Origin of the sequence: Aquirufa antheringensis (assembly GCF_004307425.1) — a bacterium.
Classification (GTDB): Bacteria; Bacteroidota; Bacteroidia; order Cytophagales; family Spirosomataceae; genus Aquirufa; species Aquirufa antheringensis.
Genome location: NZ_SEWZ01000001.1, coordinates 560,013 through 572,665 on the forward strand (window position 1 = coordinate 560,013; position 12,653 = coordinate 572,665).

The window sequence follows — 12,653 nt, forward strand, 5'->3', positions numbered from 1 at the left end:
TTTAAAACGTAAAAAATCCATTTTTTTTGAAAAAAACGAATTGCCTTCTTAACTTACAGCTAATCAAAAATGTTTTATGTACCTGAAAAGAATAAGCCTTTATTTTCTGTTTTTGTGCGGGCTAAGTTTTGCAGCACAAGCGACCCACTTAAAGGGGGGGGAGATCACAGTAAAGCGTGTGTCAGATAAAACATTGACTTTCGAATTCACCTTAACGACGTACACGGAAAATAACAGAGCGAACGTGGAGCAGAATGTGGTGAATTTTTGCTTTGGTGACGGTTCTTCCATTTTACCGGCGCGTCGTTCTGCAGGTTATCCCATTAATCTGGGAAATGGGACAATGAAAAATGTCTATAAAATTCAATATACCTATCCAGCCGCTTCCTTATTTTACAAGGTGTCTGTGGCAGTTCCTAACCGAAATGATGGTGTGTTGAACATCACTCGCTCGGTCGATGTTGCTTTTTATGTAGAAACGATATTTTCCATTAATGCGGGTCTAGGCTTAAATTCAACTCCTATATTATTAAATCCCGCAGTCGATTTGACTGCTGTAGTCGGTCAGCCCTTTATACATAATTCGAATGCGGTAGACGCGGAGGGAGATTCTTTGGCCTACCGCTTATCTGTTTCCAGAACGGGAGCAGAACTTAGCTGTGATCCGGCAGGCAGAGGTTTATTAGCCCCTAATTTCAAACAACCGAATGAAGTCTCGGCTACCCCATCCTCTTTTACGATGAATGCTAAAACCGGGGATTTAATCTGGAAATCACCCCAAGAAGTAGGCTTTTATAACTGCGCTTTTATCATCGAGGAATGGAGGAATGGAGTTAAAATATCTGAAACTGTTCGGGATATGCAGATTGAAGTGAAGGATTTAGACAATCGAGGACCTCTTCTAAACGTCCCTGCAGACGTGTGCGTTCAGGCAGGAACCCGGATTAATCAAACGATCACAGCCATTGATCAGGTTTCCAAAACGGGCCGGGTGGATCCGATATCCATTACAAGTAGCGGAAATGTCTATGCGATTGATTCCTCCTATTCGGTAAAACCTCCTAACGCAACTTTCGTGTCGGCGGCTCGCCAAACGGCTCTGACGGCCATAGGTACTTTCAATTGGCAAACGGATTGCGTGCACATTCGAAAAGAAGGCTATGACGTCTTTTTCAAGGCAGAGGACTTTCCGCCTGTGACGAATGCAGGAGTAAGTAATTTAGTGGATAGTAAGATTTGGAACATCCGCGTCTTAGCTCCAGCGGTGAAAAATGTGACGGCTACAGCAGGCCTTGGAACCTCCATCGCACTTAAATGGACTTCTTATACTTGCGCCTTATCTAACGCTACGTTGATTTTGTACCGCAAACAAGGTGCCTGTGATGCCACGGTGAATGCGAATTGTGCGACCGGAATGACGGCTTCTGGCTATACAGAACTGACTCGATTGCCTATCAGCACATCGAGCTATACGGATAATGCGATCGTGAAAAACACAAACTACTCCTATGTGTTAGTGGTGGCCTTTACGAATTCGAAAGGAGTAGATGATTTCAGTCCGATGTCTAATTCGGCTTGTTATTTGATCGCGAGCGCTTCGCCTATCATGACGAATGTTTCGGTACTTAAGACGAGCACGACGGCAGGGGAGAACCTTGTGCGCTGGACACGTCCAATAAAATTAGATACTTTGCAATATCCAGGTCCTTATTCCTATCAATTGATGCGTGCATCTGGAACGGGTGCTTTTGGCGCGATTGGTTCGCCTATTTCAGCTTCGATACGCACCGCGGTAAATGATACGACTTACACGGATACGGGGATTAATACTTCCGCTGTTACTTACCGGTATCGCACAGATTTCTATTATACCTTAAATGGAGTACGGACCTTGTTAGAGTCACCTACGCCAGCCTCTAATGTGCGTTTAAGTACGCAGGTGGCCATTGCTTCCGTGAAATTAGCTTGGTCGGCTACAGTACCTTGGTCCAATGAAAACAAAGTGCACCGCGTTTACCGTGAGACGCCACGTGGTTCTGGACTCTTTAACCGTATTGCGGATGTGCCGGTGACAACGGCTGCGACCTTTAAATATGTGGATGCTGGGGCAGATACCTACGCCTCAGATGGGACTTTTTCTGTGGCGATGAAGACTGATTCATCGTATTGTTATTACGTGGAGACCTTGGGTTCCTATGGGCCAGGATTGCCAGCGATGGAATTAATTAATAAATCGCAAATCATTTGTGGCATTCCACAGACAGATATTTTCCCTTGTCCACCCTCTTTGCAGCTCTATTCCGTGGATTGTGCATCGTTAAATGCAAAGGCGGATTGTTCGTTTAGCAGTTTTACGAATCAACTTACTTGGACGCCTACGGTTTCCGGTGTTTGCGATCCAGATATTGTGAGTTATAAGATCTATTATGCTAAAGACCCTTCGTCTGCCTATACCTTATTAGCCTCTTCTTCCACGTTGAACTTCTCGCACATTCTTCAAAACTCCTACCGAGGATGTTATTATGTAACGGCGGTCAGCGCGCTAGGGAAGGAGAGTACGCCTAGTAACAAGATTTGCGTAGAGAACTGTGCTTCGTTTGACTTGCCTAATTTATTTAGTCCTAATGGTGATGGACTAAATGATTCCTTTAAGCCGATGCGCTGCCCTCGTTTTGTTTCGTTTGTCAGTGCCAAAATTGTGGATCGCAACGGCCAATTGATTTACCAATATGCGGGGCCTTTGGATGGCTTTGGTTGGAATGGAACGGATTCAAACGGAGTTCAGATGGCTGCCTCGTCTTATTTCTATACGTGCGATGTGGTTTTCGATCTTTTTGACAAATCTGCACAAAACAAGAGTCTGAAAGGCTGGGTAGAACTAGTTCGCTAAAATGGACGGAATCGTATTAATCGATGGTAATTGCCGCTTTTGCTGCTTCGCTTCTAAGCTACTGAAGCGGATGGTAACGGGTGATCTGCCTGTTATCCCGGAGACCTCTTTTACAGATTTCATTCTTCCTGACATCGATAGTATTAAATGGGTAGTCGGTCATGATGTCTATGTGAAATCGGATGCCCTATCGCGCATTTTAGTGAATGCCCATTGGTATTTTCAACCTCTTCGTTTGGTTTTTTTATTGCCTGCTGGCCTATTGGATAAAGGCTATGATTGGGTGGCGAAGAATCGATTATTTTGGGGTAAATCGGTGGACGATTGTGCCATTTAGGGCTTTTGGCCTATCTTTGTGAAACAATTAATCAAAAATCATTCAAATGAAAGCATATATTTTCCCAGGTCAAGGTTCTCAGTTTCCAGGTATGGCAAAGGATCTGTACACGAATTTTCCTTTGGCAAAGCAGATTATCGATGAGGCGGATGCCATCTTAGGTTTCTCGTTATCGTCTGTGATGTTCGAGGGAACAGAGGAGGAATTGAAGCAAACGAAAGTGACGCAGCCTGCGATTTATTTGCATTCTATTTTGATCGCCAAATTAGGCAAAGACTTCGCTCCCTCGATGGTAGCAGGTCACTCCTTAGGCGAGTTCTCTGCCCTTGTTTCTGCAGGTGGTTTAAGCTGGCAAGATGGATTACGATTAGTGTACCAACGAGCTCTTGCGATGCAAAAGGCCTGCGAAATCGAGCCAAGCACGATGGCTGCCGTTTTGGGCTTGCCAGATGCAACGATTGAAGAAATTTGTAAGGCTTACGGTCCATCCGTAGTAGCTGCGAACTTTAACTGCCCAGGCCAAGTCGTGATCTCCGGATCAGTAGAAGGAATCGAAGCAGTGGGTATTCAATTGAAAGAAGCAGGAGCGAAGCGCGTATTACCTTTACCAGTGGGTGGAGCCTTCCACTCGCCTTATATGGAACCAGCTCGTGTGGAGTTAGCCGCAGCGATCGAGGCAACCGAAATCGTAAAGCCGATTTGCCCTATCTTCCAAAACGTGAACGCTAAGCCATCTCAAGACCCAACTGAAATCAAAGCGAACTTAATCTCACAGTTAACAGGTGCAGTTCGTTGGACACAGTCAGTTGAAGCGATGGTAGCCGCAGGTGCAACCGAATTCATCGAATGTGGACCAGGTAAAGTATTGCAAGGCCTTGTTCGTAAGATTCACGCGGAGGCTGTCGTTTCTTCTATAGAATTAGCATAAGAATAATCGAATTTGATGCGCTGATTGTGAGTGCTGTAGCAAAAAATGACCGAAATAATTCAATTATTTTTTCGGTAACATTTGATAATTTGGGTGCAAGCCCTTACTTTTGCATCACATTATGGTATTGACCTATGGTGTAATGGTAACACACCAGTTTTTGGTTCTGGTTTTCTAGGTTCGAATCCTGGTAGGTCAACAGAAATTTAAAAGAGCTCATCGCAAGACGAGCTCTTTTTTTTATTTCTAGATCATCTTCTTCATCTTCTCCAGTCCAGTCTTCGCCACCTTCAGTGGATCTTGTGCCCAAAGGTCCTTGTTGAATAATTCCAACGATAGAATAACTGGCTTTTCTGACGGCTTTAAGCGTTTAATAATTTCCTTGATGGGTGCTTCTCCATCCCCCGCATAAATGCGATCGCCGTCCGTGATGGAGGTGGGTTTAATGGAAGTGACATAGTCGTTGACGTGGAAAACGTCGATCGAGTTTTCTCCTACGAGGTGGAGGCAGTCAATGGAGGATTCGCCTTTGTAGATATGGAATACGTCTAATAGAAGTTTGGCGTTGGGTTGGCCCGCTTCGGCGGCGACGAAAAGGACGTCAGCGACACGGTTCAGATTTTTTGAGTGTCCCCACATTTCCAGTTGGGGTGTCACGCCGGTGCTGACTCCTAAGTCGAGGATGGCGCGGTAGCGTTCGGCCGCGCGGCGTAGGTCGAGGCCCGCTTCTTTGGTGGCGCCCATCGGTGGAGCGGCGGTGCGGAAACAGCCTAATTGCGCGAGCATATCCATCTCGCGTTTCATTTGTTCCAAACCTTGTTTGCGTGTCGCCTCATCATCTACAATCCACTGAGCAAAGCCGATGGCGTTTTGAATCTTAATTCCTAGGTCATCGATGCGCTTCTTCGCTTCTAAAAGGGTTCCGCCTGATTTCAAATAGGCCTCAAGCGTAGGTACCCAAATTTCACAATGCTGAAAGCCAGCCGCGGAGGCGACTTCGAGTTCTTTGATGAGTCCTAACTTTTGGCCCATAATCGTACTCATATTCAGCGAGAACTCGAATTTATGAGCTTTTGCAACCGGTGCGGCGGAGGCAGCGGAAGGTAAAAAGGCCGCTCCTGCAGCAGTTCCGGACGCAATCAATAAATCGCGACGACTAATGTTTGTCATAGGTGTAGGTTTATTTCGCCTAGCTTCTCATAGGAGAGAATCATCGAGCGAACATTATGGTAATTTATTTTCCAGTTGTGGGCCATGTGTCGCCAAATCGGTTCCCCTTCACGGGTCATCAGCGGCCACCATTCACCCGTATTTCGGTTAATCATTTTATCAAAGACGAAGCGATGCACTTGTTCATAGGCTTTTAGGAATTGCGGATCTCTGGTTACTAGATAAGCATCCAGCATTCCGATGAGCATTTCAGCTTGCTGCCAAAATTCCTTCTCTACATCCGTTGGCCCGCCACTGTGCGATCCCTCCACGTATACTCCGCCGTGTTCCCAGTCGATGCCATTTTCCATCGAATGGTAGAATGCCTTTTTGATGTTGTCCAAATAGGGGGCGACATCAATCTTGCCTACCTTCAACGCGTGCAATAAGAGCCAGCCAAATTCCGAATTGTGGCCGTAGGAGGTATTGTCGACGGCTGAGGCTTTTTGGCCTCCCTCCTGAAAACGATCCCAGCCCCACACGATATCGAATTTAATCTGTGGCGCTACGCTCCAGTCTGCCCAAAACTGCGGAATGCCCGTTCCAGTTGCCGGATCCATAATTTTATGAATCAGAATATCTATTGACTCCTGCAGCTTTCTGCGGTGAATCTCTTTTCCACTTGCCTCATACAAGGTCGTAAACGCTTCCATCAAATGCATGTGTACATCTAAGGTCTTGCGGTCCCCACCAGGAGCGCCTGGTCCCATCAGCGACCAATCTTCCGCAAAGAATTCCCAGTAACCGCCGTAATGGGTATCCACGGCATATTTTTGGAGTAAATCAAAGACCTTCTCTGCATATTCCAAACCCACCGGATCCCCCGTCGCCAGAGTATATTCGCTGAGGGAATAAATCGCAAAGCTATGTCCATACCCAATCTTCTGTTTATTCGTGGTTTCACCCGCTCGGTTCACCATCCAATAGAAACCGCCGTGTTCTGTATCCCACATTTTGTCCAATAAAAACCGAACTCCATGTGCAGCCATCTCCTTCATCACCTCTCCTCCAAAACCGTGGCGATAGGCCTGCGAGTACGTAAATACAGAACGGGTCATCGCAATCAACGACTTCTCATCATCCCCCGCATCGTCCCCAAACTCATTAAAATGCGTGATGAACCCGCCTTGTTTGTTATCAACCGTTCGTTGAACCCAAAAGGGTAACAAAGCGCCCTCGGTATAATCCTTGATTTCTGCTCTAAGCGATTGAATGTCCATCGTGTAATTGTCTAATGGCGTCCGGACTCGCGGAGCCCGTTTCACCTAGTTGATGAATACTGATATGTACGGCCAAGGAAGCAAATTCACAGGCTTCCTCCACCGAGGCCCCCGCCGCTCTCGCCGCAGAAAACCCTGCTACCACCATATCTCCCGCACCCACCGTATCGATGGGGCCTTTCACAAGGAAAGCAGGTTGGTGATGAAATTCCTCCGTCCCTGCGTATACCATTCCTTTTTCACCTAAGGTGACTAAAACCGGTTTGTTTCTCGTATTAGCCCAGGCTCTTATGTTTTCTGGAGTGGCTGGCTTTTGGTGTATTTTGATAAACTCAGCCTCATTTACTTTTAGAGGGAGGTTTCTTGCAAAGCTACCTAAGCTACGAAGATCTGCTATGGCTTGTGGATTAGTTAGCGACTCGATGTGCTGCGCTTGCAAAAGAGGAATACTAAATTGTTCATTGTAGATGATCCAGTCGAACGTTTCAGCAGCTAAGGCTTGTAAGAGTTCTCCTGTCTGTGCTTGAAAATTCGAAGACCTTGTTCCAAAATCGATTCGATTCAATTCTTCCTCTTTTTGCAGCGGTTTCGAATAGGTAGGGGTATCGATATTCGTTTCTTTAATGTTCGTCGCATCGATACCTAGTGCCGCCATCTGATGCGCCATCTCTCTTCCGAAGAGGTCATTCCCGTGTACCCCAAAGGCCGAAACGCGTGCACCTAAAACAGCTAGATTCTTTGCCACATTTCCCGCGCCACCTAAATAGGCACGTGGCGCAGAAGCGAGATGCACTTCTTTTGCGGTTTCAAGGGAAAATTCACCTGTAGAGGTTTGAAGGTCAAAATAGAAGTCCAAAGCAAAATCCCCCATCACCGCTATACGCAGTTGTTGGATTCGAGCCAAAATGGTCTCTAATCTTTCGGAATTCATGTAGGATAGGTTTAGCTAAATTTTCATCGAAAAATAGGGATATTTTCTTTAATTTTGATCATCTATTCATTCTAATTCATTTTTGTTTTGGCACTAATCAAATCAATCTCAGGCATACGTGGTACCATCGGTGGAAAACCGGGCGAAGGTTTAAGTCCACTCGACGTCGTTACTTTCGCAGCGGCTTATGGTACCTGGTTAAAGAAAAAAGGACATCCATCGAACTCGATCGTGTTAGGTCGTGATGCGCGTATCTCCGGAGAAATGGTCAGTTCCTTAGTAGCGAATACCTTAATCGGTTTAGGCTGGGATGTTTTAGATATCGGTCTTTCTACGACCCCAACTGTTGAATTAGCGGTGCCGTGGACGAAAGCGGCGGGTGGAATCATCATCACCGCTAGCCACAATCCAGCGCAATGGAATGCCTTGAAATTATTGAATGATCGTGGAGAGTTTATCTCGGATCAGGATGGAAAAGACTTATTAACTATCGCAGAAAATCAAGATTTTGATTTTGCGGACGTGATGAAGTTAGGTCAATTAACCCAAGACGATAGCTTTTTACAGCAGCATGTGGATCACGTGTTAGGTTTGAGTTGGGTAAATAAATCAGTGATTGAAAAAGCGAACTTCCGCGTTTTAGTCGATGCAGTGAATTCGACGGGAGGAATCGTGGTGCCTATGTTGTTGAAAGCTTTGGGTGTTCAGCACGTGGATGTGATTTTTGGCGAGGCTACTGGTCATTTTGGTCATAACCCAGAACCACTTCCGGAGAATTTAACGGAGATGATCTCGAAAATGAAAGGCGGAAATTACGATTTAGGAATCGTGGTGGATCCAGATGTGGATCGCCTTTGCTTTATTTCGGAGGATGGGACGCCTTTTGGCGAAGAATATACGCTAGTGGCGGTAGCCGAATATGTGCTTTCTGTGAAGCCTGGCAATACCGTATCCAATCTTTCTTCTACGCGTGCTTTGGCTGATGTAACGCGTAAAGCGGGTGGCGACTATTTCGCGGCAGCGGTAGGAGAGGTGAATGTCGTGACTCAGATGAAAGCGGTGAACGCGATCATCGGTGGCGAAGGAAACGGAGGAGTAATCTTCCCTGAGTCGCATTACGGACGTGATTCATTGGTGGGAATCGGATTGTTCTTGACGCATTTGGCAAACAAAGGCATCAAAGCATCCGAACTGCGCGCGAGCTATCCGGCGTATGTGATTTCCAAAAACAAAATCGAATTATCCGCTGACCTGAACGTCGATTTAATTCTCGCAACGGTGGCAGAAAAATACAAGAATGAAAATGTAAACACGATCGATGGCGTGAAAATTGACTTTCCAGATCGCTGGGTTCATTTACGCAAGTCGAACACGGAACCGATCATTCGGATTTACGCGGAGGCATCTTCGGAGGCTGAAGCGGATACACTCGCTCAACAAATTATACACGTGATTGAAGAAATCGCAAAAGTTTAAATGTCAGATAAAACACCTATTTACCTAGATAACGCGGCGACTACTTCGGTGGATCCAGCTGTTTGGGCTGAGATGCAGCCTTATTTCGAGAATTTTACTGCGAATCCCTCGTCAATTCACTCCCACGGTCGCCAAGCGAAAGTGGCCGTAGAAAAGGCGCGTAAAACGATCGCCACTTTATTAGGGGCGTCGCCATCGGAGATTTTCTTTACCTCTGGTGGAACGGAAGCGGATAATACGGTCTTGCAATCAGCTGTTTTGCACGGAGGATGCAAGGTGATCATCACGTCGCCTTTAGAGCACCATGCGGTATTGCATACGGCGGAGGCTTGGGCGAAACTCGGTTTAGCGGAATTGAAATTAGTTCGCGTGAATCCGGATGGAGCGATTGATTTAGCGCATTTGGAAGAATTATTAGCTTCTTCAGATAAGGCGATTGTGAGTTTGATGCACGGGAACAATGAGATTGGTAATTTATTGGATTTAAACGCGGTGGGCGACCTGTGCGAGCAATATGGAGCCTTATTTCATTCCGATACGGTCCAAACCATGGGCCATTACAAGCACGACGCCTCAGCCTTGAAAGTGCATTTCATGGTGGGTGCCGCGCATAAATTCCACGGTCCAAAGGGTATTGGTTTCTTGTACGCAAAAGCCGGAACGAAGTTCAGTCCGCTGATGCACGGTGGAGCGCAAGAGCGTAACCAGCGTGGAGGCACGGAAAACGTGTATGGAATGATTGGTATTGCCAAAGCCCTAGAAATGGCCTACTCCGCCATGGACGAGCACGCAACCTACATCAAAGGCTTGAAAGCTTATTTCATCGAAGGTTTACAAAAGCAATTCCCGGGCATTTCCTTCAACGGAGCTTCTGGGGATGTAGAAAATAGTTTGTATACGGTGTTGAACGTGCGTTTTCCATCGGTGGCGGACGGCGACATGTTGTTGTTTCAATTAGATATCGAAAAGATTTCAGCTTCAGGCGGTAGCGCTTGTTCGAGCGGTACTTCGGTGGGTTCACACGTATTGTCGGCCTTGAACCCGACAGCGACGGGTGCGGCCGTTCGTTTCTCCTTTAGTAAAAATAATACCCGAACGGAGATCGATCGGGTATTAGAAGTATTGAAAAATATCGTGTCCTAGTAGGCGCGCGCGAAGATAACTCTGCGGCTGGAAGGTGCTCCTGTTAGGATGCATTTTCCAGCTTCTTCTTTTGCATCTAAAGGAATACATCTGATCGTCGCTTTTGTTAATTCTTTGATTTTCTCTTCCGTCTCAGATGAACCATCCCAGTGCGCTGAAAGGAATCCACCATCTTCGATTTTAGCTGTAAACTCTTCCCAGCTGTTCACCTCGAAGGTATTCGCTGCTCTGAAGTCAAAGGCTTTTTGGTAAATGCTTTTTTGGATGTCTTCCAAGGTATCCACGATCACGTCTTCGATTCCCTCGAATGGCATACTCGTCTTCTCTCTCGTGTCGCGACGTGCTAATTCGATCGTTCCATTTTCCATATCACGGTTACCGATCGCAAGACGTACCGGAACCCCTTTTAATTCGTATTCAGCGAATTTAAAGCCTGGGCTCTGGTTCTCAGCGAAGTCAAACTTCACGGATACTCCGCGAGATTTTAGCGCTTTCACTAATGGATTGATGCGCGCTTTGATATTTTCTAATTGCTCTTCACCCTTATAGATCGGAACGATCACGACCTGAATGGGAGCTAATTTAGGAGGCAAGACTAAACCTTGGTCATCGGAGTGCGCCATAATCAAGGCACCCATTAAACGCGTCGAAACACCCCAAGAGGTTCCCCATACATAATCCAATTGGTTTTCCTTGTTAACGAATTTTACATCGAAGGCTTTAGCGAAGTTTTGGCCCAAAAAGTGCGACGTTCCCGCCTGCAACGCCTTCCCATCTTGCATCATCGCTTCGATACAATACGTTTCATCCGCACCTGCGAAACGCTCATTCGCCGTCTTAATTCCTTTCAATACCGGCATCGCCATAAAAGTCTCTGCGAATTCCGCATATACCTCTAACATCTGCTCGGTCTCTTCGATTGCCTCTTGCTTTGTCGCATGAGCCGTATGGCCTTCTTGCCACAAAAACTCTGCCGTACGCAAGAATAAACGCGTACGCATTTCCCAACGTACTACGTTCGCCCATTGATTAATCAATAAAGGCAAATCACGGTAGGATTGAATCCAGTTTTTATAAGAGGACCAAATCACCGTTTCCGAGGTAGGTCTCACAATTAATTCTTCTTCTAATTTTGCGTCTGGATCGACGATGACTCCGCCGCCATTCGGATCATTCTTTAGGCGGTAGTGCGTTACGACGGCACATTCTTTGGCAAAACCCTCCACGTGTGATGCTTCCTTCGAAAGGAAAGATTTAGGGATGAAAAGGGGGAAGTAGGCGTTCGTATGGCCTGTTTCTTTGAACATATCATCCAATGCGCGCTGCATTTTCTCCCAAATGGAATAGCCATAAGGTTTAATGATCATACAGCCTCTCACCGCTGAATTTTCAGCTAGATCTGCTCTCTTCACTAATTCGTTGTACCACTCAGAATAATTGTCCGCGCGGCTTGGTAGGGATTTACTCATAAATTATGTTAAAATCGTCATGTATTGTTCGTTTTTTCGTTTACTTTACGTTTGAAAAATGGAACGTTACAAAGATACGTTTTGTTAGGCTTTTAATTGACATCATCCGCTAAAAACCATGAAAAATCAATCCTTTGCTTATCTAGTGCTAGTGGGATTTGGAATCCTCTCCAGCTGCGTGAATGTGACTAACAATTCTTACGCCACAGATGATTTATACGATGAAGCGAATCGTTCCGTTCAGGTAGCGAAAGCGCAGGCTACGAAAGCCGCTAAAGATAAGAAATACCTTGATTTTCAAGATTTAGCCGAAGATGATGTGGAGGTGATAGAGGAGGAAGAAGGTCTAGCTCAGCGCAATACGGTTAATCCTAATTTGTATCAATCTGCTTATCAGCAAGGACTTTCAGATGGTTTGTACAATAGTCCGTACCTTGGTTATGGCTACCGATACACTCCGTTTTCGTATTGGAGTCCATCTTATTCGTATTTTGTCAATCCCTACACCACCTTTAGTATAGGGATGGGCTATTCGTATTTTAATCCTTATTCGTTTTATAGCCCATACAATTCGCTTTTTTACGATCCTTATTTTTACAACCCCTATTATAGTCCATTTGGATTTAATTCCTTTTACCGGAATTACAATTATTATGGTCCAGGAGGCTATTACACAGGATACAGTGGGCAATACATGACCAATGATACTCGGGAAAGAAAGAACTTTGGTCCTCGTGATGATCGTTCAAGTAACCGTAATACGGGTGGAAATTACACGAACTCTCCACGTGGGGGAAATAATTCCTATAATACGCAAGGGAATAATTTACCCCGCGTAAATACGCAACAAACGAATGGTTCTGGTACAGGGTCTCAACAATATGTGGCACCGCGTCGTAATTCAAATTATGAATACCGTGCAGCTCCAGTAGATGGAGGCCAGAGATCAAATTCCACATCAACGCCTTCCTACAGCAGCCCAAGCTCCGGCGGAGGCTCTAGTTCCGGCGGTGGTGGAGGTGGTTCAAGTCGCGGTCCTCGTTAATTTAC

General features: G+C 45.9%; 10 protein-coding genes and 1 tRNA gene. 7 read left to right on the forward strand and 4 right to left on the reverse strand.

Annotated elements, in window-relative coordinates; translation table 11 throughout:
* Positions 1–178 precede the first annotated feature (178 nt).
* From EWU21_RS02635 to EWU21_RS02650, 4 genes are all read left to right on the forward strand, one after another.
* Positions 179–2,890 (forward strand): T9SS type B sorting domain-containing protein, encoded by a 2,712-nt coding sequence (locus EWU21_RS02635; protein WP_161566465.1) that lies wholly within the window; start codon positions 179–181, stop codon positions 2,888–2,890.
* Position 2,891: 1 nt separating this feature from the next.
* Complete coding sequence (locus EWU21_RS02640; RefSeq protein ID WP_130895247.1) at positions 2,892–3,227, forward strand: DCC1-like thiol-disulfide oxidoreductase family protein; 336 nt, start codon at positions 2,892–2,894, stop codon at positions 3,225–3,227.
* A gap of 46 nt (positions 3,228–3,273) precedes the next feature.
* Positions 3,274–4,155, forward strand: coding sequence for an ACP S-malonyltransferase (fabD, locus tag EWU21_RS02645; protein WP_130895248.1), 882 nt, complete (start codon positions 3,274–3,276; stop codon positions 4,153–4,155).
* A 128-nt stretch (positions 4,156–4,283) separates the two neighbouring features.
* A tRNA-Gln gene (locus EWU21_RS02650) sits at positions 4,284–4,354 on the forward strand.
* A gap of 47 nt (positions 4,355–4,401) precedes the next feature.
* Here the strand turns inward: EWU21_RS02650 and EWU21_RS02655 are convergent.
* From EWU21_RS02655 to EWU21_RS02665, 3 genes are read right to left on the reverse strand one after another with little or no spacing between them, the layout of a single operon-like run.
* Positions 4,402–5,325 carry a sugar phosphate isomerase/epimerase family protein gene (locus tag EWU21_RS02655; protein WP_130895249.1) on the reverse strand — a complete coding sequence of 308 codons (924 nt, stop codon included), beginning with the start codon at positions 5,323–5,325 and terminating at the stop codon, positions 4,402–4,404.
* Positions 5,322–6,584 (reverse strand): AGE family epimerase/isomerase, encoded by a 1,263-nt coding sequence (locus tag EWU21_RS02660; RefSeq protein ID WP_130895250.1) that lies wholly within the window; start codon positions 6,582–6,584, stop codon positions 5,322–5,324. The genes EWU21_RS02655 and EWU21_RS02660 overlap by 4 nt, the downstream gene beginning before the upstream one ends.
* The gene (locus EWU21_RS02665; protein ID WP_130895251.1) at positions 6,565–7,515 is read right to left on the reverse strand and encodes a bifunctional heptose 7-phosphate kinase/heptose 1-phosphate adenyltransferase; all 951 of its coding nucleotides are present in this window, start codon (positions 7,513–7,515) and stop codon (positions 6,565–6,567) included. The genes EWU21_RS02660 and EWU21_RS02665 overlap by 20 nt, the downstream gene beginning before the upstream one ends.
* 87 nt (positions 7,516–7,602) lie before the next feature.
* On the opposite strand from EWU21_RS02665, the gene glmM reads away from it, so the two are divergent.
* Together glmM and EWU21_RS02675 are read left to right on the forward strand one after the other, a co-directional pair.
* Positions 7,603–8,991, forward strand: a complete 1,389-nt coding sequence (gene glmM, locus EWU21_RS02670; protein WP_130895252.1) for a phosphoglucosamine mutase — start codon at positions 7,603–7,605, stop codon at positions 8,989–8,991.
* Complete coding sequence (locus EWU21_RS02675; RefSeq protein ID WP_130895253.1) at positions 8,992–10,134, forward strand: cysteine desulfurase family protein; 1,143 nt, start codon at positions 8,992–8,994, stop codon at positions 10,132–10,134. It begins immediately after the preceding gene.
* On the opposite strand, the gene proS is transcribed toward EWU21_RS02675, so the two are convergent.
* Positions 10,131–11,603, reverse strand: a complete 1,473-nt coding sequence (gene proS, locus EWU21_RS02680; protein WP_130895254.1) for a proline--tRNA ligase — start codon at positions 11,601–11,603, stop codon at positions 10,131–10,133. The genes EWU21_RS02675 and proS overlap by 4 nt on opposite strands.
* 118 nt (positions 11,604–11,721) lie before the next feature.
* Between proS and EWU21_RS02685 the strand changes: the two genes are divergently transcribed.
* Positions 11,722–12,648, forward strand: a complete 927-nt coding sequence (locus tag EWU21_RS02685) for a hypothetical protein (protein ID WP_130895255.1) — start codon at positions 11,722–11,724, stop codon at positions 12,646–12,648.
* The last annotated feature ends 5 nt before the right edge of the window (positions 12,649–12,653 follow it).

Excerpts from the sequence above, each read along its gene's own strand:
- EWU21_RS02660 (WP_130895250.1), bottom strand. The coding sequence starts at position 6,584 with ATGGACATTCAATCGCTTAGAGCAGAAATCAAGGATTATACCGAGGGC.
- EWU21_RS02685 (WP_130895255.1), top strand. The coding sequence starts at position 11,722 with ATGAAAAATCAATCCTTTGCTTATCTAGTGCTAGTGGGATTTGGAATC.
- EWU21_RS02655 (WP_130895249.1), bottom strand. The coding sequence starts at position 5,325 with ATGACAAACATTAGTCGTCGCGATTTATTGATTGCGTCCGGAACTGCT.
- EWU21_RS02640 (WP_130895247.1), top strand. The coding sequence starts at position 2,892 with ATGGACGGAATCGTATTAATCGATGGTAATTGCCGCTTTTGCTGCTTC.
- EWU21_RS02665 (WP_130895251.1), bottom strand. The coding sequence starts at position 7,515 with ATGAATTCCGAAAGATTAGAGACCATTTTGGCTCGAATCCAACAACTG.
- EWU21_RS02675 (WP_130895253.1), top strand. The coding sequence starts at position 8,992 with ATGTCAGATAAAACACCTATTTACCTAGATAACGCGGCGACTACTTCG.
- proS (WP_130895254.1), bottom strand. The coding sequence starts at position 11,603 with ATGAGTAAATCCCTACCAAGCCGCGCGGACAATTATTCTGAGTGGTAC.
- fabD (WP_130895248.1), top strand. The coding sequence starts at position 3,274 with ATGAAAGCATATATTTTCCCAGGTCAAGGTTCTCAGTTTCCAGGTATG.